Annotated in this window: 23 protein-coding genes and 2 pseudogenes; 5 read left to right on the top strand and 20 right to left on the bottom strand. The window is 67.9% G+C overall.

The features are described 5' to 3' along the window. Window positions 1-6 precede the first annotated feature (6 nt). The 20 genes and pseudogenes from LJB71_RS14140 to LJB71_RS14045 form a co-directional block, all read right to left on the bottom strand. Entirely contained in the window at window positions 7-870 is an 864-nt protein-coding gene (locus LJB71_RS14140) for an A24 family peptidase (RefSeq protein ID WP_259304661.1), read from the bottom strand. 18 nt (window positions 871-888) lie between these two features. Next, window positions 889-2,157, bottom strand: a complete 1,269-nt coding sequence (locus LJB71_RS14135) for a type II secretion system F family protein (protein ID WP_259304660.1) — start codon at window positions 2,155-2,157, stop codon at window positions 889-891. A gap of 11 nt (window positions 2,158-2,168) precedes the next feature. Further along, on the bottom strand, window positions 2,169-3,893 hold the full coding sequence (gene pilB, locus LJB71_RS14130; RefSeq protein ID WP_259304659.1) for a type IV-A pilus assembly ATPase PilB: 1,725 nt from the start codon (window positions 3,891-3,893) through the stop codon (window positions 2,169-2,171). Between the two features lie 108 nt (window positions 3,894-4,001). After that, window positions 4,002-5,036 (bottom strand): hypothetical protein, encoded by a 1,035-nt coding sequence (locus tag LJB71_RS14125; protein WP_259304658.1) that lies wholly within the window; start codon window positions 5,034-5,036, stop codon window positions 4,002-4,004. A gap of 69 nt (window positions 5,037-5,105) precedes the next feature. Next, window positions 5,106-5,888, bottom strand: a complete 783-nt coding sequence (locus LJB71_RS14120; RefSeq protein ID WP_259304657.1) for a hypothetical protein — start codon at window positions 5,886-5,888, stop codon at window positions 5,106-5,108. Next, the gene (locus LJB71_RS14115) at window positions 5,885-6,178 is read right to left on the bottom strand and encodes a hypothetical protein (protein WP_259304656.1); all 294 of its coding nucleotides are present in this window, start codon (window positions 6,176-6,178) and stop codon (window positions 5,885-5,887) included. The genes LJB71_RS14120 and LJB71_RS14115 overlap by 4 nt, the downstream gene beginning before the upstream one ends. Next, complete coding sequence (locus LJB71_RS14110; protein ID WP_259304655.1) at window positions 6,175-7,743, bottom strand: hypothetical protein; 1,569 nt, start codon at window positions 7,741-7,743, stop codon at window positions 6,175-6,177. Before LJB71_RS14110 ends, LJB71_RS14115 begins: the two co-directional genes overlap by 4 nt. A gap of 387 nt (window positions 7,744-8,130) precedes the next feature. Further along, complete coding sequence (locus LJB71_RS14105; RefSeq protein WP_259304654.1) at window positions 8,131-8,535, bottom strand: GtrA family protein; 405 nt, start codon at window positions 8,533-8,535, stop codon at window positions 8,131-8,133. Between the two features lie 106 nt (window positions 8,536-8,641). Further along, window positions 8,642-9,217 (bottom strand): methyltransferase domain-containing protein, encoded by a 576-nt coding sequence (locus LJB71_RS14100; RefSeq protein ID WP_259304653.1) that lies wholly within the window; start codon window positions 9,215-9,217, stop codon window positions 8,642-8,644. Beyond that, window positions 9,157-10,017, bottom strand: a complete 861-nt coding sequence (locus tag LJB71_RS14095; protein ID WP_259304652.1) for a class I SAM-dependent methyltransferase — start codon at window positions 10,015-10,017, stop codon at window positions 9,157-9,159. Before LJB71_RS14095 ends, LJB71_RS14100 begins: the two co-directional genes overlap by 61 nt. A gap of 25 nt (window positions 10,018-10,042) precedes the next feature. Then, window positions 10,043-10,663 (bottom strand): hypothetical protein, encoded by a 621-nt coding sequence (locus tag LJB71_RS14090; RefSeq protein WP_259304651.1) that lies wholly within the window; start codon window positions 10,661-10,663, stop codon window positions 10,043-10,045. Between the two features lie 170 nt (window positions 10,664-10,833). Further along, window positions 10,834-11,265 carry a hypothetical protein gene (locus LJB71_RS14085; RefSeq protein ID WP_259304650.1) on the bottom strand — a complete coding sequence of 144 codons (432 nt, stop codon included), beginning with the start codon at window positions 11,263-11,265 and terminating at the stop codon, window positions 10,834-10,836. Between the two features lie 713 nt (window positions 11,266-11,978). After that, window positions 11,979-12,827: a hypothetical protein gene (locus LJB71_RS14080; RefSeq protein ID WP_259304649.1), complete on the bottom strand. Its 849-nt coding sequence runs from the start codon at window positions 12,825-12,827 to the stop codon at window positions 11,979-11,981. A 78-nt stretch (window positions 12,828-12,905) separates the two neighbouring features. Further along, window positions 12,906-13,649: a hypothetical protein gene (locus LJB71_RS14075; RefSeq protein WP_259304648.1), complete on the bottom strand. Its 744-nt coding sequence runs from the start codon at window positions 13,647-13,649 to the stop codon at window positions 12,906-12,908. Between the two features lies 1 nt (window position 13,650). Next, window positions 13,651-15,225 (bottom strand): NAD(P)/FAD-dependent oxidoreductase, encoded by a 1,575-nt coding sequence (locus tag LJB71_RS14070; protein ID WP_259304647.1) that lies wholly within the window; start codon window positions 15,223-15,225, stop codon window positions 13,651-13,653. Beyond that, window positions 15,222-15,659, bottom strand: a complete 438-nt coding sequence (locus LJB71_RS14065; RefSeq protein WP_259304646.1) for a GtrA family protein — start codon at window positions 15,657-15,659, stop codon at window positions 15,222-15,224. Before LJB71_RS14065 ends, LJB71_RS14070 begins: the two co-directional genes overlap by 4 nt. 70 nt (window positions 15,660-15,729) lie before the next feature. Then, the gene (locus tag LJB71_RS14620) at window positions 15,730-16,086 is read right to left on the bottom strand and encodes a prepilin-type N-terminal cleavage/methylation domain-containing protein (RefSeq protein ID WP_310649425.1); all 357 of its coding nucleotides are present in this window, start codon (window positions 16,084-16,086) and stop codon (window positions 15,730-15,732) included. Between the two features lie 402 nt (window positions 16,087-16,488). Beyond that, window positions 16,489-16,578 (bottom strand): annotated as a pseudogene (locus tag LJB71_RS14055) (prepilin-type N-terminal cleavage/methylation domain-containing protein); the annotation flags it as partial. Between the two features lie 473 nt (window positions 16,579-17,051). Continuing rightward, window positions 17,052-18,437 (bottom strand): sigma-54 dependent transcriptional regulator, encoded by a 1,386-nt coding sequence (locus LJB71_RS14050; RefSeq protein WP_259304831.1) that lies wholly within the window; start codon window positions 18,435-18,437, stop codon window positions 17,052-17,054. Window positions 18,438-18,551: 114 nt separating this feature from the next. Then, window positions 18,552-20,156, bottom strand: a complete 1,605-nt coding sequence (locus tag LJB71_RS14045) for an ATP-binding protein (protein WP_259304645.1) — start codon at window positions 20,154-20,156, stop codon at window positions 18,552-18,554. Between the two features lie 132 nt (window positions 20,157-20,288). Between LJB71_RS14045 and sucC the strand changes: the two genes are divergently transcribed. From sucC to LJB71_RS14020, 5 genes and pseudogenes are all read left to right on the top strand, one after another. After that, on the top strand, window positions 20,289-21,458 hold the full coding sequence (gene sucC / locus LJB71_RS14040) for an ADP-forming succinate--CoA ligase subunit beta (protein ID WP_259304644.1): 1,170 nt from the start codon (window positions 20,289-20,291) through the stop codon (window positions 21,456-21,458). A gap of 22 nt (window positions 21,459-21,480) precedes the next feature. Further along, on the top strand, window positions 21,481-22,356 hold the full coding sequence (sucD, locus tag LJB71_RS14035) for a succinate--CoA ligase subunit alpha (protein WP_259304643.1): 876 nt from the start codon (window positions 21,481-21,483) through the stop codon (window positions 22,354-22,356). Between the two features lie 101 nt (window positions 22,357-22,457). Then, window positions 22,458-23,393: a nucleoside hydrolase gene (locus tag LJB71_RS14030; RefSeq protein ID WP_259304642.1), complete on the top strand. Its 936-nt coding sequence runs from the start codon at window positions 22,458-22,460 to the stop codon at window positions 23,391-23,393. Between the two features lie 91 nt (window positions 23,394-23,484). Continuing rightward, a complete protein-coding gene (locus LJB71_RS14025) occupies window positions 23,485-23,727 on the top strand; it encodes a type B 50S ribosomal protein L31 (RefSeq protein WP_259304641.1) in 243 nt (80 codons plus the stop codon). Between the two features lie 268 nt (window positions 23,728-23,995). Continuing rightward, window positions 23,996-25,286, top strand: a pseudogene (locus LJB71_RS14020) (citrate synthase). Window positions 25,287-25,319 lie beyond the last annotated feature (33 nt).

Here is a 25,319-nt window from a genome sequence, read left to right as displayed (position 1 = left end):
GCGCGCTTACGCCAGCCCGGCCCAGTGCAGGTACAGCCGCACCAGGTCGTTGCCCCACATGAAGCTGATCCAGCCGGCGATGGCCAGGTACGGGCCGAACGGGATCGGAGTGGCCTTGTCGCGGCCCTGGGCGAGCAGCCACAGCGAGCCGACCACCGCACCCACCAGCGAGGACAGCAGGATCGTCGGCAGCACCCCGGAAAGCCCGGTCCAGGCCCCGATCGCGGCCAGCAGCTTGAAGTCGCCGTGGCCCATGCCTTCCTTGCCGGTCAGCTGCTTGAATAGCCAGTACACCGACCACAGGCTGAGGTAGCCGGCCATTACGCCCAGCACGGCCGGCTTGGGCGGCACATATAGATGCTCCATCGCCGCCACCAGCCCCAGCCACAGCAGCGGCAGGGTGAGCTGGTCGGGCAGCAGGCGGGTGCGCAGGTCGATCCCGGCCAGCGCGACCAGATAGCCGGTGAACAGCAGCGCGCCGAAGCCCTTCCAGCCGAACCCGAAGCGCCAGACGCAGGCCAGGAACAGCAGCCCGGTCAGCAGTTCGACCAGCGGATATTGCAGCGAGATCGGGGTCTTGCAGCTGCGGCAGCGCCCGCGCAGCGCCAACCAGCTCAGCAGCGGGATGTTCTCGTACCACGCCAGCTGGTGGCCGCAGCGCGGGCAGTGCGAGCGCTCCACCACCACTCCGGGCGGTGGCGGCTCGTACAGCTCGGGAATCTCCAGGATCTCGCGCGCCTCGCGCTTCCACTGCCAGTCCAACCGGCGCGGCAGGCGCAGGATCACCACGTTGAGGAAGCTGCCCACCAGCAGTCCGAGCCCGGCCGCGGCGGGATAGCCGAGGCCGGGATGCGCGTCGAGGAATGCCATCTGCCGCGTGTGCCCCGCTTACATCACGGTCATCGCGATCTTGAAGATCGGCAGGTACATGGCGACCACGATCGAACCGACCAGGCCGCCGATCACCACCATCACCATCGGCTCGATCAGGCTGGACAGGGCGTCCACCGTGTTCTTGACCTCTTCCTCGTAGAACTCCGCGACCTTGAACAGCATCGAGTCCAGCGCGCCGGCCTCCTCGCCGATCGCGGTCATCTGCACCACCATGTGCGGAAACAGGCCAATCTGCTTCATCGCCACGTTGACCGGGTAGCCCACCGCCACGTCGTCCTTCATCTTCAGCACGGCCTGCTCGTACACCACGCTGCCGGTGGCGCCGGCCACGCTGTCCAGCGCCTCTACCAGCGGCACGCCGGCCTTGAAGGTGACCGCCAGGGTGCGGGCGAAGCGGGCGATGGCCGATTCGTGCAGCACCTTGCCGATCACCGGGAGCTTGAGCATGAGCCGGTCGACGGTGTAGCGCAGGCGGTCGGAGCGTTTGTAGCTGTAGATGAAGAAGCCGATCCCGGCGCCGACGATGATGCCGATCAGCCAGAACCACTTGACCAGGATGTCGGAAATGCCGAACACCAGATTGGTGAAGGCCGGCAGGTCGGCGCCGAAGTCGGCGAAGGTTTCCTTGAAGATCGGCACCACGTAGATCATCAGCACCGCACAGACGATGATGGCGACCGCGATCACCGCCGCCGGATAGAACAGCGCCTTCTTGATCTTGCCCTTGATGCTCTCGATGTTTTCCTTGTAGTCGGCGATGGTCTCCAGCACGGTTTCCAGCACGCCCGAGGCCTCGCCGGCGCGCACCAGGTTGCGGTAGAGCTCGTCGAACTGCACCGGGAACTGGCTCATCGCCTCGTAGATCGAGGCGCCGCCCTCGATGTCGTTGCGCAGGCTGTTGACCATCTTCTTCATGGCCGGGTTCTTGTTGCCGCCGCCGATGATCTCCAGCGCCTGCACGATCGGCACGCCGGATTTCATCATGGTGGCGATCTGGCGGCTGAACACCGCGATATCGCGCGCGCTGATCTTCTTGGTCGCGCCGCCGAACAGCGGTTTCGGCTTGGGCTTGACCACAATCGGGTTGATGCCCTGCTTGCGCAGTTCGGCGCGCAGCAGGTTGGCATTGCGCGCCAGCTGCTCGCCCTTCATCACCTTGCCGCGCTGGTCGCGGCCCTGCCAGACGAACTCTTCCAGGGGGTTCAGGCGGCGGGTATCGGCTTTCTCCCGGGCCTTGTTGATCGCGGCTCTGCGTGCGGACATGGGGCTCCCCTTCAATCCTTGGTGACGCGGTTGATCTCGACCAGGCTGGTGATCCCCTGTTTCACCTTGTCCAGCGCGGAACGCCGCAGGTCGCGGACGCCGCTGCGCAGGGCGGCCTCGGTCAATTGCTGGACATTACCACCGGCCAGCACGATTTGCTGGATTTCCTCGGTCATCGGCATCACCTGGTAGATGCCGGCGCGCCCCTTGTAGCCCTCGGTGCAGTCCGGGCAGCCCACCGGCTCATACACGGTGATGCCGGCGTGGACCTCGTCCGCGGTGAACCCCTCCGCCAGCAGGGCGTGCTCGGGCAGGTGCACCGCGCGCTTGCAGTCGTGCAGGCGCCGCACCAGGCGCTGGGCGATCACCAGGTTCACCGAACTGGTGATGTTGTAGGGCGCGATGCCCATGTTCATCAGGCGCGCGATGGTCTGCGGGGCGTCGTTGGTGTGCAGGGTGGAGAGCACCATGTGGCCGGTCTGGGCCGCCTTGACCGCGATCTCGGCGGTTTCCAGGTCGCGGATTTCGCCGACCATGATCACGTCCGGGTCCTGGCGCAGGAAGCTGCGCAGGGCGGCGGCGAAGGTCATGCCACGCTTGGCGTTCTGCTGCACCTGGTTGACGCCGGGGAGGCGGATTTCCACCGGGTCCTCGACCGTGCTGATGTTGCGGGTCTCGTCGTTCAGGATGCCCAGCGCGGTGTACAGGCTCACGGTCTTGCCCGAGCCGGTGGGGCCGGTCACCAGCACCATGCCGTAGGGCTTGTGGATGGCGTCCAGGAACAGCTTCTGCTGCGCCGGCTCGTAGCCGAGCTTCTCGATGCCCATCTTGGCGGCGCTGCTGTCCAGGATGCGCAGCACCACCTTCTCCCCGAACAGGGTGGGCAGGGTGCTGACGCGGAAGTCCACCTGCTTGCCCTTGCTGAGGTTCAGCTTGATCCGGCCGTCCTGCGGCACCCGCTTCTCGGCGATGTCCAGCTGCGCCATCACCTTCAGGCGCGCGGCGATGCGGGCATGCAGCTTCACCGGCACCTTCTTGAAGATCTTGAGGATGCCGTCGATACGGTAGCGCACCCGGTATTCGGTTTCGTAAGGCTCGAAATGGATGTCCGAGGCGCCGCGGCGGATCGCATCCACCAGCGCCTTGTTGACGAACTTGACCGTGGGGGTGTCCTCGCCCTTGGCGTCCACCCCGGTGTCGTTGGCGAACTCATCCTCGCCGCCGCTGACTTCCAGCCCCTCGATACCCTCGGCATCGTCCAGGTCGTCGCCCAGCGCCTCGGCGGCCTCCTGCCACTGCTCCAGGCAGCGCCGGATTTGCTCGGAGTCCACCAGGATCGGTTCCACCGTGAGGTTGGTGTGGAACTTCAGCTCTTCCAGGGCCTGGTTGTTGGTGGGGTCGGACGTGCCCACGAACAGGCGGTTGCCGCGCTTGAACAGCGGCAGCACCTGATGCTTGCGCAGCAGGTCCTCCTTGACCAGGGTGATTGCGGATTGCGCCGGGTCGATCGCCAGCGCGTCCACCAGCGGCATCCCGAACTCGATGGAATTGGCCGCCGCCAGCGCGGCAGGGGTGGCCAGCCGGTGCTGGGCCAGATACATCGCCAGTGGCGTGCGCTCGGCGGTGGCGGCCTCCATCGCGCGGCGCGCGGTGGCCTCGTCCAGCGCTCCGTCCAGCACCAGCCGGCGGGCGATGCCGGTGATGCCCATCAGGTTGGGGGTGGTGGCGGCGTTCATCGGTAGGCGGGCTCCCCGGGGACGGCAAGACTTTAGCGTAAACGCCAGGAATCCCGCATGTAATCGTGGAAAGGGCAGGCCCCAGGCGGGCAATGTCTCACGCAGGCATCAGCGCAGGTCGCGGCAGTCGTACAGGTAGTAGGTGCGGGCAGGCTCTTCCACCAGTCCGAGCGTTACCGTCCACTGCCCCAGCGCGGGCTGCGACTGGCGATAGGGCAGGATCAGGTAATCCGGCGCCGGCGCGGCGGCGGTTCCCGGCGCACAGACTGTGCGCAGGGCGGCATCGGAAATCCGGCACGGCGCCTTTGCTTTCGGTGTGGCAGGCAGCGCGGGGGCATCCAGGCATTTCTGCACGTCCTGGCGGAGAGGGCGCAGGCGATCCATGCGGGCGCGCGCATCGGCCGCCGCACCCGGGCTGAACACCAGCCCGCTGAGCTGCTGCGGGCTGTGGTAATCGGCCCGGTTGATGACCAGCCAGTTGGCGACCGAACTGGCGCGCTCCCAATAGACCTGGGCATGTTCCGGCAGATGCACTCCAAATAGATCCGGCTGGAAGGGGTGGGCTTCCAGGGCCTTGTACAGGGCAGGTCGGGCATCCCAGCGCAGTCCGGCGTAGGCGCAGAAGGGCAGCAGCAGGGCCAGCAGGATGAGCCGGCCCGCGCGCGCGGCGCGCTGCCATAGCGCCGTCGCCGCCAGGGCCAGCCCCAATGTCAGGGCTGGGAACGTGAAGAATGCGCGATCGAAAGGCACCTGGGCCAGCTGCCAATGCGCTTTCACGAATTCCGCATGGACTTCTGCGATGTAATCCAGGAAGAGCAGGAGCACGGCCAGCAGGCACCCGGCAGCGACCAGCCGCTGGAGGGCGGGGCGCAGGCGGGACTGGACGTGTGGCCAGAAGACGTAGAGCAGCCCGAACGGGATCCACGCCCAGCCCGGGCGACCGTAGGCGAGGGTCACGACCAGTGCCAGAAGCAGCAGGCGCGGCGTGTCGCGTGCGCTCAGGTCGCGCTGGATCAGCACGCCGACGGCGGCCATCGCCAGCCAGTGTGCCAGCCAGTGGGCGCGCCAGAGCTGCAGGCCGGCCGGCAGCGCGAGCCGCAATAGATCCGCGAGGACATGACTGGTCGCCAATGCCAGCGGCATGGCGATCGCAGCGGCCAGACTCCAGCGGCGCAGCGGGAGGCGGTTGTGTCCGCGCCACATGCAGCAGTATCAAAAGATCGAATGCCAGGGTCTGGAAATCCTCGGCGCGCCAGCCGCCGACGAACAGGTGCCGGCTGAACTGATAGGCCAGTTTGTAGGTGGCCCCGTCCAGCGCATGCAGCAGCCCATCGAAAGGCGCGAGCCCCAGCAGCCCCAGCGCGAACGGAACCGGCACCAGCCACAGCGCATGCAGCCAGCGGCGATCCGCCAGCACCAGCCACAGCCAGAACACGAGCACTGCGCCGAGCGCCTGCAGCGGTGCAGCAGCCCGGCTGCCAGCAGGCACACCGCCGCGGACCACAGACGCTGCCGGGTCAGCAGCGCCAGCGCCAGCAGGCACAGCGATTCGGCATACACCCGCGGGGTGAAGAAAGGCTCGCCGTAGCCGAAGATGCGATAGGCACCATAGGCGGTCGGCAGGCACAGCAGCGCCAGCCAGGGCAGCCAGCGCCGGCCCTCCGGCAGGAGGGCGCGCAGGGCATACCAGCTGCCGCCCGCGAAGGCGAGCAGGCCGAGGGCGGTGCCTGCCATGAACAGCGTCGAGGCGTCGAATCCCCCGCCGAGCAACGCGGCGATCAGGTGTGGGAAAACGGTATAGCGGCCCTGGCTGCCGTGGGCGAAGAACAGATCGTGATCGAGGATGTCCGGCAGGCGCAGGCGCAACGCCTCGCCCAGGTACAGCACGGAATCGTGATCGATCCCGAAGTAGGCCTGGATCATGAACAGCAGGCCCAGCCCGAGCGCGGCCCCCGCCACGGGAGTCAGGACGGAGCGATCGGCATGCACGTTCATCGGGGCGGCTCCGGCTCCTTGGAGGTAGAAGTGGCGTGAGACAGCGATTGCAGGATGGTCGGACAGGCATACAGCCAGAACGTGACGGCCGTGCCGCCACTGACTGGGTCGGGAATGCGCCACTGCCCCAGCGCCGGGGGATCCTGCCGATACGGCAGGACGAGGTAATCGGGCGGAGGAGTGGAGCCCGGGCGGCAGGCCTGATACAGCGTCGCATTGCTGATCCGGCAATGTGCCCGTTCCCGCGCCGGCACCGAGCGGTCCTGACAGTACATGTCTTCCTCGATCACCGGGCGCATGCGTTCGAGGCGGCGGCGGCCCTCCTCGGGCGTGCCGCGGTTGAATACCGAGCCTGCCAGCTGCCAGGGGCTGAAGTAATCGGCGCGCTGCAGCACGACCCATACGGCCGGATACATCGGCAGATCCCAGAACACCTGCGCCCGTTCCGGCAGCGGCGTGCCGAACAGGGCCGGATTGAAGGACTGCGCCTCCAGCGCGCGGGCGACGGGGAGCGTGCATCCCAGCGCAGGGCGGCGACCAGCAGGGCGGTGACCGCAAGCAGCAGCATACCGATCTGCTGCCAACGGCGCCGGGCGTGCTGCCATAGCCAGAGTCCGCTCAAGCCCAGCCCCATCCCGACGAGTGGGAAGGCCAGGATGCGGCGGTCGATGGCGTACAGGTCGAAGCGGTAGTGCGCCAGCCGGAACGGCAGCCACTCTTCGGCCACGTAATAGGTCAGCAGGCCGAGCATGGTCAGCCAGGCCAGCGCGACGAGCATCCTGCGGAACCCCGGCGTCATCCGCGGTGCAAGCGACGGCCAGGCGGCGTGCATCGCCAGGATCGGAATCCAGGTCCACAGAAAGCCGCTGTTGGCCATCAGGACAGCCAGTGCTAGCACCGAGGCGCGGCTGCCCGCACGCTGCGTCAGGTCGCGGTATAGCAGTACGCCCACGGCCGCATTGGCGAGCAGATGTGCCAACCACTGCACGCGCCAGAATTGCAGTGCGGTGGGCAGGGCGAGGTGCAACAGATCCGCCAGCACCAGGCTGGCCGCGCAGCCCAGCAGCAGCCCGATCAGCGCCGCCAGGCACCAGCGCCCAAACGCGTCGCGGCACTGCCAGGCGGCGTAGCCCAGCAGCAGCACGTCGAATGCAAGCGTCGCCCAGTCGGTGGGGTACCAGTGGGTGATGAACAACTGCCGTGTGAAATCGGCAAGATCCCGATACCAGCCCGGATCCAGCACCCGGTACAGATCGGCGAACGGTTTGATCGGTGTGAAGCCGAGCAGCAGCACCGGCAGCCCCAGCCAGGCCAGGTGCAACCAGCGGCGGTCCTGCAGCACCAGCCAGGACCAGGCGATCAGGCCGGCGCCGAGCGCCTGCAATGGGTGCAGTGCACCGGCCAAGCCGAGCGCGAGCCCCGCCCATCCCCAGCGGCGATCCACCAGCAGCGCCAGTGCCAGCAGGCTGAGGGCTTCCGCCAGCGGACGTCCGGTGAGGAACGGCTCGCCGTAGGTAAAGACCACGATGACCCCGTACATGCCGTGCAGGGTGATCACCGCCAGCCAGGCCCAGGCGCGCTGCGGGAATGGCAGCAGGCGCCGCAGGAATAGCCATGCGGCCGCGGCGAACGCGAGCAGCCCCAGCAGCGCGCCGAGCATGAACAGCGCAGGCAGTCCGGCATGGGGCGTCAACTGCGCCAGCAGCCAGGGCAGCAGGGTGTAGCTGCCCTGGCTGCCGAAGGCGAAGAACAGATCCTGCCCGAAGATGTCCGGGCGCAGCCGGAACAGGGTCAGCCCGAAATAGATCGAGCCGTCGTGATTCACGCCGGGATAGCGGTGGATCAGCAGTAGCATGCCGATGCCGATCGCAGCGGCTGCGGCAGTCTGCAACGGGCCCGATGAAGCCCATTGACGCGGTGCCTGTGGCGTCATGCAGCGATCCTTGGCTTCGGCAGCAAGGTGGGGAGGTTCGCGCTGCGACGGAGGCGCCTCCAGGAGTAGCAGAGGGCGGGCGCGCCACCTCGGCCGGACGTTGAGGACGGCCTGGTGCCGTCGCCACCCCCGCCTGTCGCGTAGCTGCCCTGCTCCCGTCTGCCTAGCAAGGGCGCAGTCAGACGGGTGATCCAGATATGCCGCAGGCGCGTGGAACTCCACGGCTGCAGGCGCCGGGCCGCCTGCAGCATGCCTTGCAATACGCGACACGCATCGTGGAGCGGCGTGATCCCAACGGTCATTGGTCCCTCATATCTTCCCGGTCTGCCCCGGATGACGGATCCGGAATGTCACGCGCTTGTGCAGAAAATAGTTCAGCGGGGCATTGGCCAGGCTCAGGATCATGTTTGCTGGCACCGGAGCGATTCCGGTGATTTCGACCAACAGGATCAGCGCAAGCGAATTGATTGTCAGGCTTATGCTGGTCACTGCGAAATAACGCAGCAGGCCGCTGTGCAGTCCGACCCGGGTGGAGGGGAACACCATCCGCCGCGAGGCGAGGTAGGCCGTCGTGTTGATGCCGACGAAGATCGCGGCAAAGGCCAGTAGGTAGGGGATCCCGAGTAGATCGACGGCGATGTAGAGCAGGGAGATGGAGAGAGCGGCAGACGAACCACCGATCACAATGAAACGCATCAGACTGCCGCGCGACATGCATTGCAGATGGGCCTTGGCACGCACAAGTGAGGGCGGGAGGACATGTCCGGCAGGTTGCCATCCGCGGAGGACCGGTCAGTCTCTGGCAAAGGCGTGGGCGGAGTCATGCGCGTGGCGGCGTGGCGTCGGCGACGCGGAACGCGAATGCATAGTTCGGGCGCTCCATCGGCGCGAGCAGCGCTTCTGAGGCGTTCAGGCCAAGTCCGCGCATCAGCCTGACCAGATCGACCGGGGCGATCAGCTGGACGTGGCGATCGCCGGTGATGTAACGGTCGGCATACACGCTCGCCACCGAGACCAGGTGGCCGGGGGCCACATCCTTGATGATCAAGGTTCCACCGGGCTGCATAAGCCTGATGCAGTCGCGCAGGAATGCCATTCTTGCTTCGGACGGGACATGGTGGACAACATCGCTGACGAGGATGCAGGCGGCTGGTGCCCCGCCCTGTGTCAAGTAGGCATCAATGCTGGTGCGCGTGTGGATTTCGATTCGCGAGGCGATCTCGGGAGTCAAAAACTTGCCGACCGCATCCTTGAGATCGAGCATGGTGGCGGTCACATCCGGCCGCATGCGCAGGATGGCATCGAGCACGGCACCGTCTCCTCCGCCGACGTCGATCAGGTGGCAGTCGACGGGGATTGCGGCCTGCAGTTGCTGCGCGCAGCGGCGCACGTCCATGAACAGGGCGCGATAGGCATCGCATAGCGGCCGCTCGAGGGGGCCGGCCAGCCTGCGGATGATCGCTCCCAGTGCCATGCAGACGCTCCTAGACGTGGATGTCGACGATGTAGCCGAACCCGAGGGCCGGGACGATCCGCTCCAGCCCGCGGGGGGGTTCTTTCGGCGGTTATCGCGGCGTATTTCAGTGGGGCCCGGCTGCGCAGGATCATTTCGGTGGCGAAGAATCGGTAGGGCAGGATCGTCCAGTCAGCAAAGCCGGCACGCATGCACAGCGTGTTGAGGGTCTTGAAGGTGAAGACATGCAGGTGGTCTGGGTGCTGTACTTCGCGGCGTAGGGCACCGAGCAGGCAGTTGGATAGGCTGCAGCCGTTCGGGGTGGAAAGGATGAGGGATGTGCCGGGATAGTGGCGCTTGATCGCACTCAGGAAGGCCAGCGGACAGGGCAGATGCTCGATGAATTCCCCGGCGACGATCACTTCCGGCGAGAATCCACCGGTCGCGGCTGGGGTAGGGTCGCTCGCATCCGCACGGATGATCCTCGCATTGTTCGCGGTGCGCAGGCCATCGCCGGGCAGGCTTTCCGAGAGGTCGATCCCGAGCACCTCGCTGGCCACGGCGGCGATTCGTCCGTGCAGCCAGTGCTCGGTGTCGCGCTTGACCAGCGCGGTTTCGTCCAGGCACCCAAGGTCGAGCACACGTCGTCCGCGGCAGCGCTCGGCGATGTATGCGAGCCGATCCACCGGCGCCGGGATCGGCAGGCGTTCGAAGTGGGTGTAGCGCAGCGTATTGCTGTCCATCGGGCAGGTCCTGGCGTTTGCCGCGTCATCTCGAGTAGGCCGGGTAGCTGAAACGGTACAGCCCCAGCAGGGCCTGGGCGACGGGTCGCGGCCACAGCTGTTCGAAGACCAACCGGTCCTCGCGTTCGCGGGATCCATCCTGGATGCAGTGCTGGGTTTCGCTCGCGGCATGCACGCGCCGCAGCAGCAGCTCCTCCCGGATCCGCAGCAGCGGGTGTTGGCGCGCCAGTTCGATCCAGGCCAGCCAGTCCATGTTGGTGCGCAGATCGCACCGGAAGCGGAAATCCGGTGCGACCCCGCGGTTGAAGGTGACCCCGGCGCATAGGATGGGGTTGCCGAAACCGAGCAGTACGCGCTTGCGCAGGGAGCCGCCGATACGATCGCTGCCCAAGCTCGCGGCCCCGACCAGTGCCGCCTTCACCCACTGGTTCAGCCGCCCGCAGCGCGGGCGGCCGTCGGCGAAGATTTCCCGCGCGCCGCAAAAGGACAGCGCGGCATCCGGGTGCTGTGCATGCGCGGTCACGACAGTCGCTGCAAATCCAGGCAGATATACGTCGTCCTGATGGACAATGGTGACGAGCGTGCTACTGGCCGCTGTCAGCGCCGCATTCCAGTCGGCGCCGATGCCGCCGCGATCGGCGTGCACCTGCAGCCGCGCGCCATGGCGTCCGGCGAGTTGGTCCAGCCCTGCGAACGGGGTGGAGGTGCTGATGATGACCGGTGAGCGCGGCGTCTGGGCATCCAGCGAACGCAGGCAGTCCTCGAGGTGGGGCGAATGCCCGTAGGCGGCGACGACGAAGGCATGCCGGGGTACCATCAGCGCGGTTTGGTCGGGATCAGCCGCAGGGCCTCGAAAAAGAACCCGGCGAGCGCCAGTTCCCCGCCCATGGCCATCGCAGTGACCGAGGGCACGACCCAGCGCATGGTCGCCCGCGGGTCGAGAGCACCGTAATCCACGCCGGCCCACAGCTGCAACGCGTGCAGCGCCATCCCCAGCCCGGCCAGGAACAGCAGGCCGCCGGCGATCAGCGCGTGCTCCAAGGTGAAGCGCGCCGCCCAGCGTTCCTGGACCGCGTCGGCGGGCAGCCAGCCGGCGCGCATGCCTAGGAATTTGGTGAAGGCAGCCAGTAGCAGCATCTGGAATCCCAAGATCATGCCGGCCCCGGCATAGGCCATCGTATGGATGTCGAGCGCGACCCGGTGTGCCGCGATCAGGGCCATGGCGATGCCGCCGGCCGCGAACAGCATGCTGCCAGGCAGCAGGTACAGCCAGCGCGGGCTGTAGAGCAGCAGGAATTTCAGGTGCCGCCAGCTCATCGCGCCAGGTGCGCAGGTGTGGCGGGCGCGAGCGCCCGTCCGGCGACAGGGTGACCGGGACCTCGGCGATCCGCAGGCCGTGCAGGCCGCTTTTGACGATCATCTCGCTGGCGAATTCCATCCCGGGCGTACGCAGGTCCAGGCGCCTGATCGCAGCCTTGTCGAAGCCGCGCAGCCCGCAGTGGAAGTCGCCGACCGGGATGCGGTAGAACAGCCGGCCGAGGAAGCTCAGGACCGGGTTGCCGAGGTATTTGTGCAGCAAGGGCATCGCGCCTTTGGCGATCCCACCGCGGAAGCGGTTGCCCATCACCAGTTCATGCCCCTCGCGGAGCTTGCCCAAAATCTCGTCGAGTCGGGAGAAGTCGTAGCTGTCGTCGGCATCGCCCATGATCACGTAGCGCCCGCGCGCCGCCGCGATCCCGCCGATCAGTGCCGCGCCATAGCCACGCTCGGCGACCGCGACGACGCGCGCGCCCTCGGCCGCGGCGATCGCCTGCGAGCCGTCGCTGCTGCCGTTGTCCGCGATCAGGACCTCCCCGTCCACCCCGGCGCGGGCGAGGAAGGCGCGTGCCTTGCGGATGCAGGTGGCGAGCGTCTCCGCCTCGTTGAGGCAGGGCATCAGGATGGTCAGTTCGAGGCTGTCGTCAGTCCGCATGGGAGGGCGAATCGCGCACGATGGGGGCAGACCAGGTCGCGCCGCGCTCGTCTGCGTGCAGCAGTCTGGCGTTCGGGGCCAGCTTGCGCACCAGCGCGCGATCCGCGGCGAAGTCGGTGCCGACCATGCGCAGCACGTACCCACGGTCGGCGGGGTAGTTGCGAACCAGGTCCATGGTATACAGGTTCGGGCGATCGGCGACGAAGACATAGGACATGGCGTCGCCAGAGACTGGTGGCTGCATCGCGATGGCCTCGGAAATCGTGGCGCGCGTCGTCCACAGGAAGACGGGGGTGGCCAGCAAGCCGGCGGCAAGTGCAAGCGCAGGCAGCGCGATCTTGCCGGGCATGGCGCGGGTGGCGGCGACCGCGGTCGCCACTGGGATCAGCCCCCAAGCGGGATGCAGATAGCGGTAGCCCCAGCCATGCCCCTGGTCGAACGGGATGAAGAAATAGAACGCGAACATCAGGACGAACGCCGCCAGCAGCAGCCGTTCGATCGCCGAGGCAGGCCGCTGCACGCAGGCCAGGAGCACCAGCCCGGGCGCGGTCCAGATCAAGGTCTTCCAGAGTGCATAAGCGCGCACCGTCAGCAGCGCCGGAGTCGGCAGTACGAACAGGCCGGCCAGCTTGCGTGTCCATGCTCCGATCAGCGTCAGGTGCTGGGCGCCAGTCGGGGCTTGGCGCAGCCCCATGGCGTCGGTCGCCAGCAGCTCAGCCGAGCAGTAACACGAGCAGCAGGGGCAGGTAGCCGAGCACGAGCGCGGGCAGACGTCGGCGGCGCTGTGGGTCCCATGTCGCCACAGCAGGACCGGAAGCGCGAACAGCGCGTGCGGCAAGGGGTTGTGCAGCACCAGCGCCAGGCTGCCCACGGCGCCGGCCAGTGCCGCCGACTTGTGGCTAGGCCGCAGCACCGCTCATAGGAACAGCAGGTTGAGGGTCAGCAGCCCCGGCATCGCATAGTAGGACAGCGCATTGACCGTGTACTGCGGGCTGGCGAGCGCTGCCAGCATCGCCCAGCCGCGGGCCTGCGGCTGGCGGCTGGCCTGCACGGCCAGATCGCCGAGCAGCCATAGCCCGAGCGCCCCGAACAGCGGGTTGAGCAGCCATTCGCCGCCGAACAGCGCCAGAGGCGTCATCAGCAGGGCCAACCCCGGCCAATAGGCGGACGCCGCCTGTCCGGTCGTCGGGTTGACCAGGATGAACCAGCCTTGGAAGCTCCTCGGCACGATCCGGTCGAGTAGCGCCGGCGGGTAGCGGATCGCCAATTCCCCGTTGGCGAAGATCCGCGCCTGCAGCACCGGTGCGTATTCGTCCGTGGCCAGCGGGAAGCCCTGGTAGACGATGCGCGCGAACAGCGCCAATCCCACGAATGCGAGCATGCTGCCCGCGACCGGATGGCGTGACAGCGCGTCGGCGAGTCGCGTCGCCGTACGGCGCAGGCCCGGGATCAGCAGCGCGGCCAGCAGCGCCGCCAGCATCGCAAGGCCGTTGGCGACATCGTTATAGAACAGCAGCCGGTAGTAGATCAGGTAGTCGTGTGTGCCGAGACCGGGCAGGCGGCCCAGCCACAGCGCGACGGGCGCCAGCGCCGCCAGGGCGACGGTCAGTGCCAGCAGGCCGCGCGACTGCCGGATCGCGGGTGTGGCCGGGGCTGCCATGTCAGGACTTCTCTTCGTGGTACTCGTCGTCCACGTTGATCGCCCAGATCGCCGCCTTGTCCAGCGTCCCGCTGACGATCTGGCGGACGGTTTCGCGCGCGGTCAGCATGGAGTGGTCCTGGTTGTTGTAGCGGTGCATGCCGTTGCGGCCGATCAGGAACAGGTTGGGGATGGCGTCCAGCGTGGCCTGCAGTTCACCGAAGCGGGCATAGGCTTCGCCGAAGTAGCCAGGGTAGGCCTTGGGCACGCGCAGCACCAGGGAATCCTTGGGTGCTTCGGCCCGGATCAGGCCGATCTGCACCATCTCCCGGTGGGCCAGCGCCTTCAGGGCGTCATCGTCCATCTGCCAGAGCGGATCGGATTCCTTGCAGAAGAACTCCAGGCCCATCCACACGGTGGACGGATCGGCCACCATGTACGGGCTCCAGTTGTTGAAGATCTGCACGCGGCCGACGTTGACCCCGGGCTCCTGGATATAGATCCAGTTGTCGTCGAGCTGGCGTGGCAGGGCGCTGCGCGGGTACAGCAGGCCGACCGTGATGAAGTCGCGGTAGGACAGCTGGCTTGCAATCGTGCGCGCGGAGGGCGGGAAGGCATCGCCGGCGGCCTGCACCAGTTCCTTGATCGGCATCGTGGACAGCACGTGCGTGCAGGCCAGCGCATGCGTCTGTCCCTGCGCGTCGCGATAGCGCACGCCGTGCACGCGGCCTTCGCGGATGTCCAGGCCGTCCACCCGGCACTGCATCAACAAGCGGCCGCCCTGGGCGACGAACTTGCGGGCGGCGGTTTCCCACATCTGGCCGGGGCCGTATTTGGGATACAGGAAGCTTTCGATCAGTGACGTCTGTTCGGCCTTGTCGCCCAGCCCCAGCAGCTTCTTCAGCGCGTGTGCGATGGCCTTGGTGACCGACAGGCTCTTGATGCGCTGCGCACCCCAGGCGGCGCTGATTTCATTGCAGGGAACGCCCCAGACTTTCTCGGTGTACTCCTTGAAGAACTGCCGGTACAGCCTGTTGCCGAAGCGGTTGACCAGGAAATCCTCCAGCGAGGTTTCCGGCTTGCGCGGATGCAGGCGCGCCCAGACATAGCTCAGGCCGAAGGTGAAGGTCTTCCAGGGGCCGAGTTTGAGCAGGGTGTCGGGATTGAGCTTGAGCGGGTAGTCGAAAAAGCGTTTGTTGAAGTAGATGCGCGAGAGCCGGCTGCGGATCAGCAGCACGTTTTCGTCGCTTTCGCGCGCCTCGGCGGCCGGCACGGCGGCGTTGGCGCCCTGATAGCGCAGCTCGCGTCCCAGGTTGGGGTCGGCGGGCGTGGCGACCGGCAGCAGGTGGCGCCACCAGTCCATCACCCAGTCGGATTTGGAGAAGAAACGGTGGCCGCCGATGTCGATGCGGTTGCCGTGGTGGGCGACGGTGCGCGAGATGCCGCCGACCTGCGCATCCGCTTCCAGTACCGTGATGTCGTGGATCCCAGCGGCCTGGAGTTCCAGGGCGGCGGTCAGGCCGGCGGGGCCGGCGCCGATGATGACGATGGCGTGCTCGCTGGTGTGCTCGCTGTTTCCGTTTCCTTGCAGGTTCAAACCGGGCTCTCCGTGGCGGGCTGGATTCGGCGTGCGGTGGCAAACAGCAGGGCCTTGCGCACCAGGTAGTTGAAGGCGAACGTGATGCCGGCAGCGGCCAGCTTGACCGCTTCCGGCAGCAGGTGCAGCCGGGTGACGCCGATCCACAGCACCAGCTGGGTCACGCCGAGGCCAAGGATACCGATCGCGGCGAAGGTCAGAAACTCCAGCATCGGCGCGCGCGCAAGGGTGCGCTGGCGGAACACCCAGTGGATGCTCAGCAGATAGGCGACGAATGCGCCCAGCGTGAAGCCGGCGGTCGCGGCCAGCGCCAGCGGCAGGTGCAGCAGGCGAAGGCTTGCCGAGAAGATCGCGGTATCCGCCGCCAGGGCGATCAGCGAGGCGAGGAAATAGCGCGGCAGATCGGAGGCCAGCAGGCGGCGGAACAGAGTCATCGGTGCAGTATGCCAGCCATCAGGGCGGGCGAGGCGCGCCTGGGGCTGCGGGTGCGGGAGCGCGCGGGCTTCACACCGACGGTGTCAGCGAGCAGTTGGTGGTGTCGGCCTTGCAGTAGGTCGAGGCGCTGCCCGGCGCGCGTGGCGCGAAGGTGATGGTGGCGCCACTGGAGACGGCAGCCGAGTCGATGGTGCCGGTCATCGAGGCGCAGGCCTTGTTGGCCGGCGCCGGGAAGCCGGAGTACTGCCCGATCACCGCCGCCACCGCCTGGTTCATATAGGCCTTGGCTTCGGCATTGCAGGCACCCTCGGCGGCGCGGATGCGGTAGTTGTTGTAGGCCGGCAGCGCGATGGCGGCCAGGATGGCGATGATCGCGACCACGATCATCAGTTCGATCAGCGTGAAACCGGCGGCTGCGCGGCGCATAGGTCACCCCTGGTGGTCTGGCGACGGTTTCAAAGCAAATATCGGGCCATGCTTGGGCAAGCTGAGGAAGCAAACAAGCTGAGGAAGCAAAGAAACCCCGCCGAAAGGCGGGGTTCCCGTTGCGGCGTTGCGCTGCGCTCAGACCGACGGGGTCATCGAGCAGGTGGCCGAATCGGCGTAGCAGATGGTCGACGCCACGCCCGGGCTCTTGGGCGCGAAGGTGATGGCGGCGCTGCTGGTGACTTGAGCCGAGGTGAGGGCGGTGGTCGGGCTGGTGCAGGCCTTGGCCTGCGGCAACGGGATGCTGGAGAACTGCGACACGACCGCCGCCACGGCCGAGTTCATGTAGGCCTTGGCCTCGGCCTGGCAGGCGCCTTCGGCGCTGCGGATGCGGTAGTTGTTGTAGGCCGGCAGCGCGATGGCGGCCAGGATGGCGATGATCGCGACCACGATCATCAGTTCGATCAGGGTGAAGCCTTGCTGCTTGTTCATGGTGTATCCCCTAGGGTGTGGTTGGGTGGTTCACGTGCTGCGTTGCCCGCCGGTACCGGTCCCGACACGGGTGGCGACACGTGCGGTGTTTATAACGCAGGAATCGTGCCAAAAGCGGTCAATCCCGCGGCGCGCCTGCATTTGCGACCTCCGTCACGCAATCGCAGGGCGGGCGCGGGTGAAGTTTACGACACTCTGTGTCAGTTGTTGACGTGATGCGTCAGTTCCTGCCGATGCGGCCGGAAGCGTCACGAAACGTGAGACGCCGGGTGCGTGAATGTCGGCATTCCGGGATCGGCTGGGACCCCCGCTAAGGAAGGTCTGAACAACGCCATCCAGGCGTTGTCAGCCCACGCCGAGTCCGGTACAGGCCCGGACTCGGCTCACACGCATCCATCACTTGCGTGATTGATGCGTGGCCGGCCCTCCATGGCCGGCGGGAACCTCTGAGTTGATCAGAGGTTCCCTAACGATCAATCGATGCCCAGCTTCTTGAGTTTGTAGCGCAGGGCGCGGAAGGTGATGCCCAATTGCGCGGCGGTCTTGGTCTTGTTGTAGCGGTTGTCCTGCAACGCCTGCTCGATGGCCTTGCGCTCGATTTCCTCGATGAAGCTGGGCAGGGCGCTGGCGGCGGATTCGCGCGGGTCGATCTTGCTGGGGTCGAGGGTGGCGGCGGCAGCGCTGGCCTGCGCTGGCAGCGGGGGTACCGGGCGGTTCTCGGGCAGGTGCAGGTCGGCCGCGCGGATGCCGTCGTCGTCGGCCAGGGCGAACGCGCGCTCCAGGATGTTCTCCAGCTCGCGCACATTGCCGGGGAAGGTATAGTGCGCCAGCGCTTCCATCGCGTCGGGGTGCAGCGGCGGCCGCGGCCGGCCCTGGGCGGTGGCCAGCCGGGTCAGGATGGCGTCGATCAGCGCCGGCAGGTCTTCGCGGCGCTCGCGCAGCGGCGGTACCCGCAGCTCGATCACGTTGATGCGGTAGTACAGGTCGTGGCGGAACCTGCCCTCTTCCACCAGCGCCGCGAGGTTCTTGTGGGTGGCCGAGAGGATGCGCACGTCCACCGGCACCTCGGCATTGGCGCCGACCGGGCGCACGGATTTCTCCTGGATGGCGCGCAGCAGCTTGACCTGCATGGCCATCGGCAGCTCGGCGATCTCGTCCAGGAACAATGTGCCGCCCTGCGCGGCCTGGAACAGGCCGGTCTTGTCGGCGTGGGCGCCGGTGAAGCTGCCCTTCTTGTGGCCGAAGAATTCGCTTTCCATCAGCTCGGCCGGAATCGCGCCGCAGTTGACCGGCACGAACGGGCCGGCCGCGCGCGCGCCCTCGGCGTGGATGGTGCGTGCCACCAGTTCCTTGCCGCTGCCGGATTCGCCGGCGATGTACACCGGGGCCTGGCTGCGCGCGACCTTGGCCAGGGTCGCGCGCAGCGCCTGCATGGCGGCGGACTGGCCGAGCAGGCGCGCGGCCACGCCGCTGGCCGGGCGGCCCGCCTCGCTGCCGCCCGGGCGCGGCGGCGCCAGGTTCAGGGCGTGCTGCACCAGCCCGCGCAGCACTGCCAGGTCCACCGGTTTGCTGACGAAGTCGAAGGCGCCGGCCTTCAGCGCCTCCACCGCGGCCTCCTGGTTGCCGAACGCGGTGATCATCGCCACTGGGGTGTAGGGGTAGAGCTGGGCGATTTCCTGCACCAGCTCGATCCCGGAGCCGTCGGGCAGGCGCATGTCGGTCAGGCACAGGGCGTACTGGGCGCGCTTGAGCAGGGTGCGCGCCTCGCGCAGCGACGAGGCGGTGTCGCAGTGCAGGTCCATGCGGCCGAGGGTGAGTACCAGCAGGTCGCGGATGTCGCGCTCGTCATCGACGATCAGGACGCTGGCGGGCTGCGGGCTGCGGGCGGGGAATTCATGGCGGAATCACGATACCCGCTTGCCGCGCTGCGTCCAAGTGCGACGCACAGCGGCAGGTGGGCCCCGGGAGGGCCGTCAGGCGGTGGCGATCGCGCGCGCCCCGGCCAGGCGGATGCGGAAGCAGGCGCCGCCGGCCGGCAGCGGGACGTGGCGCAGCTCGGCCTGGTTGGCGGTGCAGATTTCGCGGGCGATGTACAGGCCCAGCCCGGTGCCGTGGGCGGAGGTCGTGAAGAACGGGCGGAACAGCTGGCTGGCCACGCCTTCCGGGATGCCGGGGCCGTGGTCCACCACGTCCAGCAGCGGGGCGCCGCGGTCGTCGCGGTGGACGTGCAGGGCCACCCGCGCCGGTGCGTCCGGCATCCGCCCGTAGATCAGCGCGTTGTGCACCAGCACCGTCACCACCTGCTGCAGCTGGCGACGGTCCACCAGACAGTGCACCGGCTGCGTCGGGGTGCGCGCATCCAGCTGGTCGTCCTCCAGCGGGTGGCTCTGGCGGTAATCGGCCACGAACTGGCGGGCGAACTCGCCCAGCTCCACCGGTTCGGGCTGGGCGCGCTCGCGCCGGGCCAGGCCGAGTACGTTCTCGATGATCCCGTTCATGCGCCGGGTCTGCTGATAGATGATCTCCAGCAGGCGGCGGTCGGCCTCGGATATCTCGCGCGATTCCTCCAGCAGCTGGGTGGCGTAGCTGATCGCCGCCAGCGGGTTGCGGATCTCGTGGGCCAGGCTGGCCGAGAAGCGGCCGAGGGTGGCCAGGGTCAGGGTCTCGGCGCGGCGCGAGGCCAGCTCGGCATCGTCCAGGAACACCAGCACCTGCTCCCCGCCGGCCAGCAGACGGGCGAAGCGCGGCAGCACGTCCGGCAGGTCGGGCGCCAGCTGCAACGGGGTGGGGTCGTGCTGGCCGTCGCGCAGCCAGCGGCGCAGGCGGGCCTCCAGCGCGGGCGCGGCGGTGGCCAGCAGGCGCCGGCCCTCGCCGGCCTCGCCCAGCTGCAGCATGGCCGCCTCGTTGGCCAGCCGGATCTCGTCGCCGCCGTCCACCAGCAGCACGCCGGTGCGCATGCGCCGGATGATGAGCTCGTTGATCTCGGCCAGGTTCGCGGCCTGGCTGCCGCGCTGCTCGGCCAGCTCTTCGCTGGCGCGCAGCTGGCGGCCGAGCAGGCTGGTCAGGGTGGCGATCGCCAGGTAGCTGACCACGAACATCGGCACTTCCGCGGCCGGCCGCTGCGGGGTGTCGGCCAGCGCGCTCCAGACGTATTCCAGCGCCAGCGCCAGCCCGGCCAGCCCGGCCGTCGCCAGCCCGCCGCGCAGCGGCAGCAGCAGCGCCGCCGCGCCCACGTTGAACAGCAGCATCATCGCGATGCCGGAGGCCAGGTCGGGCAGGGCGTGCATGGCCAGCGCGGTCACCGCGATGTCGATCGCCACCCCCGCCGCCACCTGGGCCGCGATCGCGCCGCGCCGGCGCAGCACGAACAGCCCGCAGGCCAGCAGCAGGTAGCCCACCGCCACCGCCATCGCCAGCTGCGGGTGGCGCGGCGCGGCGAACAGCCCGGCGAGCGGGCTGAACACGGTCAGGCACAGCAGCGCCGCCTCGAACACCCGGTACAGGGCGAAGAAATGCAGCTCGCGGCGCATGGCCGCGTGCAGGGCGGGCGGGTCGTCCGGGGTGCGATCGCGGGCCATCGTGGGCCGAGTATGCGGCAAGCGGTCCCGGGGCGAAGCATGATGCGGCGCAACACGCTAAAATGGCGGTCTGCCCGGGTCGGGCCGGGAACGCCGGCGGCCCGGCGTCCCCATCCTCTCCCCGGGTGATCCATGAATTTTCACGAGTACCAGGCGAAACAGTTGTTTGCCGATTACGGCATTGCAGTGCCGGCCGGGCGCGTCGCGCGCACGCCGGAGGAGGCCGTGGATGCGGCCAGGGCGATCGGCGGCGACTTCTGGGTGGTCAAGGCCCAGATCCATGCCGGCGGCCGTGGCAAGGCCGGCGGCGTGAAGCTGGCCAAGACCTTCGACGAGGTGCGCGAGTACGCCAAGGCGATGCTGGGCACCCGCATGGCCACCTACCAGACCGCGGGCGTCGCCCTGCCGGTCGATGCGGTGCTGGTGACCCAGGCCACCGACATCGCCAAGGAGCTGTACCTGTCGGTGCTGGTCGATCGCGGCAGCAAGGCGATCACCTTCATCGCCTCGGCCGAAGGCGGCATGGACATCGAGCAGGTCGCGCACGAGAAGCCGGAGGCGATCAAGACCCTGCACGTCAACTACGTCCAGGGTCTGCAGCCGTACGAGTGCCGCAACCTCGGCTTCGCGCTGGGCCTGAACGCCAAGCAGGTCGGCCAGCTGACCAAGATCATGCTGGGCTTGTTCAGGCTGTTCAACGACAAGGACCTGGCGCTGGTCGAGCTGAACCCGCTGGCGATCCTCACCGACGGCAGCCTGGCGGTGCTCGACGGCAAGATCAATTCCGACGACAACGCCGGTTTCCGCCATCCCGAGCTGACCGCGATGCGCGACATCCGCCAGGAGGACGAGACCGAGGTCAAGGCCAGCCAGCACGATCTCAACTACGTCACCATGGACGGCGACATCGGCTGCATGGTCAACGGTGCCGGCCTGGCGATGGCGACCATGGACGTGATCAAGCTCAACGGCGGCGAGCCGGCCAATTTTCTGGATGTCGGCGGCGGCGCCAACAAGGAGCGGGTCACCGAGGCGTTCAAGCTGATCCTGTCCAGCGACAAGGTGAAGGCGATCTTCGTCAACATCTTCGGCGGCATCGTGCGCTGCGACATGATCGCCGAGGGCATCATCGCCGCGGTCAAGGAGGTGGACGTCAAGGTACCGGTGATCGTGCGCCTGGAAGGCACCAACGTGGAGGCCGGCAAGGCCCTGCTGGCGAACTCCGGCCTGGCCATCATCCCGGCCGACGACATCAACGATGGCGCGAAGAAGGCGGTTGCCGCCGTCAAGAACGCCGCCTGACCCCGCACGAAGGAATCATTCCATGTCCGTCCTCATCAACAAGAACACGAAGGTGATCGTGCAGGGCTTCACCGGCGCGCAAGGCACCTTCCACGCCCAGCAGATGCTGGATTACGGCACCCAGGTCGTGGGTGGCGTCACTCCCGGCAAGGGCGGCACGCAGCACCTGGGCCTGCCGGTGTTCGACACCGTCCAGCAGGCGGTGGACGCCACCGGCGCCGATGCCTCGGTGATCTACGTGCCGCCGCCGTTCGCGGCCGACGCCATCCTGGAAGCGGCTGCCGCCGGCATCCGCGTGATCGTGGCCATCACCGAGGGCATCCCGGTGCTGGACATGCTGCGCGTCAAGAACGTGCTCAAGAGCCACCCGCACACCGTGCTGATCGGCCCCAACTGCCCCGGCGTGATCACCCCGGGCGAGTGCAAGATCGGCATCATGCCGGGCCACATCCACATGCCGGGCAAGGTGGGCATCGTATCGCGCTCGGGCACCCTGACCTACGAGGCGGTCAAGCAGACCACCGATGTCGGCCTCGGCCAGAGCACCTGCATCGGCATCGGCGGCGACCCGATCAACGGCACCAGCTTCATCGACGCCCTGCGCTGGTTCCAGGACGATCCGCAGACCGAGGGCATCATCATGGTCGGCGAGATCGGCGGCAGCGCCGAGGAAGAGGCGGCCGGGTTCATCGCCCAGTACGTCACCAAGCCGGTGGTCGGCTTCATCGCCGGCGCGTCCGCACCCAAGGGCAAGCGCATGGGCCATGCCGGGGCGATCGCCTCGGGCGGTTCCGGCACCGCCGAGGGCAAGTTCGCGGCGCTGGAGAAGGCGGGCGTCACCACCGTGCGTTCGCCGGGCGATCTCGGTGCAGCGATGGCGCGGCGCCTGGCCGGCTAATCCACCGCGACGCACGTTTCCGACGCCCTTCCCGCATGTGGGGAGGGCGTTGGCGTTTGTGGGGCCTGCGCGCAGGCGCGCGCCTGCCGCATAATCCGGCGATGCACGACGCCCGCATCCCGCTGCTCATCGATACCGACCCCGGCGTGGACGACGCGCTGGCCCTGCTGATGGCCTTCGCCGATCCACGCCACCACCTGGTCGGCCTGACCATCGCCGCCGGCAACGTCGGCCTGCGCCATACCATCGCCAACGCGCTCAAGCTGTGCGAGGTGGCGGGCGTCGAGGTGCCGGTGTTTCCCGGCGCCGACGCGCCGCTGGTGCACCCCGCGCGCGATGCCGCCTACGTGCACGGCCGCGACGGCTTCGGCGATACCGGTTATGCGCCGGCCGCGCGGCGCGCCGAGGCCGAGCACGCGGCGCTGGCGATCCTGCGCCTGTCGCACGCGCATGCCGGGCGCCTGGTGCTGGTGGCGCTGGGGCCGCTGACCAACCTGGCGCTGGCGCTCAAGCTCGACCCCAGCCTGCCGCAGCGGGTCGCGCGCTGCGTGGTGATGGGCGCGGCGGTCACCGCGCACGGCAACATCACCCCGGCCGCCGAGTTCAACATCGCCTTCGACCCGGAGGCGGCGCACGTGGTGTTCAGCCAGTTCCCGAGAATCGAGCTGGCCGACTGGGAGGCGGTGCTGGCGCACGGGTTCCTGCATACCGACGTGGAGCGCTGGCTGGCGGCGGATTCCGCGCGCGCGCGCTTCTACGCCGGCATCTCCGCGCATACACGGGCCTGGTCGCGCGCCGGCCGCGGCGAGCGCTGGCATGCCGCCGATGCGCTGGCGATGGCGTTGGCGCTGCAGCCGGAAGGCGTGCTGGAGTCGGTTCCGCGCCCGCTGGCGGTGGAGGTGGCAGGCATCCATACCCGCGGCGCCACGGTGGTGGACTGGAACCGCCAGACCGGCCAGGCCGACAACGTGGACATCCTGCTGCGCTACGACCAGGCCCGGTTCGAGGGCATGATCGCCGCCGCGCTGGCGGCCTGAGCCGACCCGCCGCGAGCGCGGCTTGCAACTGACGTCGGCGCACCGCTATAATGCGCGGCTCTTTCCTGCTCCATTTCCCAGAGTCTGCCCCATGAAAGCCGGCATCCATCCCGAATACCGCGACGTCGTCTTCCAGGACGTGACCTCGGACTTCAAGATCCTGACCCGCTCGACCCTCTCCAGCAAGGAGACCATCAAGTGGGAAGACGGCAACGAGTACCCGCTGGTCAAGGTGGAAGTCTCGTCGTCCTCGCACCCCTTCTACACCGGCCAGAACAAGATCGTGGACACCAGCGGTCGCGTGGACAAGTTCCGCAAGCGCTACCAGAAGTAAGCCGTCGCAGGCTTGCCGTCCGCCCGGCCGCGCGCCGGAGCGACTCCGAAAGCCACCCTTGCGGGTGGCTTTCGCGTTTTCAGGGCTTTGCGTGGCGATGGGCAATGGGCACCGTCCGCCGGCCGCCGAGGCGTCGGTCCGGAAAGGAAAAGGCTGGACGATGGTCGGGGTTCGTCGCCGGATGGCCTGTGCGATAATTCGCGCTTCCCATGCGCAGGCGCATGGCGCGCTTGCGCCGGCGCCCCGCACCCCCACAAGGAGTTGCGCCATGTCCGAATTCGACAAGATCACCCTGGCCGCGGGCGGCAAAGCGTTCGACCTGCCCGTGCTGCAGCCCGTCCTGGGCCAGCCCTGCATCGACATCGCCGCGCTGCCCAAGGAATCGGGCTGCTTCACCTTCGATCCGGGCTTTGGCGCCACCGCCAGCACCAAGAGCGCGATCACCTACATCGACGGCGACGCCGGCGTGCTGCTGTATCGCGGCTATCCGATCGAGCAGCTGGCCGAGCAGTCCAGCTTCTTGGAGGTGGCCTACCTGCTGCTCAATGGCGAGTTGCCCGGCAAGCAGCAGTTCGTCGAGTTCGAGCATCAGATCACCCACCACACGATGATGCACGAGTCCCTGAAGAACTTCTTCCAGGGCTTCCATCACGATGCGCATCCGATGGCGATGCTGGCGGCCTCGGTGGCCTCGCTGTCGGCGTTCTATCACGACAAGCTGGATGTGGAGGATCCGGCCGACCGCAAGATGGCCGCGATCCGCCTGATCGCCAAGATGCCGACCATCGCCGCGGCCTGCTACCGCTATTCGATCGGCTGGCCGTTCCGCTATCCGCGCAACAATCTCGGAGTATGTCAGCCGCTTCCTGCACATGATGTTCGAGGTGCCCAGCGAGCCGCTGCAGCTGAGCCCGGTGGCGGCCAAGGCGCTGGATCTGCTGTTCATCCTGCACGCCGACCACGAGCAGAACGCCTCCACCTCCACCGTGCGCCTGGTCGGCTCCACCGGCGCCAACCCGTACGCCTCGGTTGCGGCCGGCATCACCGCGCTGTGGGGCCCAGCGCATGGCGGCGCCAACGAAGCGGTGCTGAAGATGCTGGAGGAGATCGGCAGCCCGGACAATGTGGAATCCGCGGTACGGCGCGCCAAGGACAAGAACGACAGCTTCCGCCTGATGGGCTTCGGCCATCGCGTCTACAAGAACTTCGATCCGCGCGCGAAGATCATCCGCGAGATGTGCCATAAGGTGCTGGCCGAGCTGGGCGTCAACGACCCGCTGCTGGAAGTGGCGATGAAGCTGGAGGAGGCCGCGCTGCAGGATGAGTACTTCGTCGAGCGCAAGCTGTACCCGAACGTGGATTTCTACTCCGGCATCATCTACAAGGCGCTGCGCATCCCGACCGAGATGTTCACGGTGATGTTCGCGATCGCGCGCACCGCCGGCTGGATCGCGCACTGGATCGAGCAGCACGAAACCCCCGGCGCCCGCATCGGCCGCCCGCGCCAGCTCTACACCGGCAGCGGCGTGCGCGACTACGTCCCGGTGGACAGGCGCTGAGGCCGGCGCGCAAGCGCCTGGCAGGTCCACGCA

Origin of the sequence: Thermomonas sp. S9 (genome assembly GCF_024704365.1) — a bacterium.
Lineage (GTDB): Bacteria > Pseudomonadota > Gammaproteobacteria > Xanthomonadales > Xanthomonadaceae > Thermomonas.
Note: the sequence above shows the minus strand (reverse complement) of the source record. Positions and strands in the feature narration are given on the sequence as shown.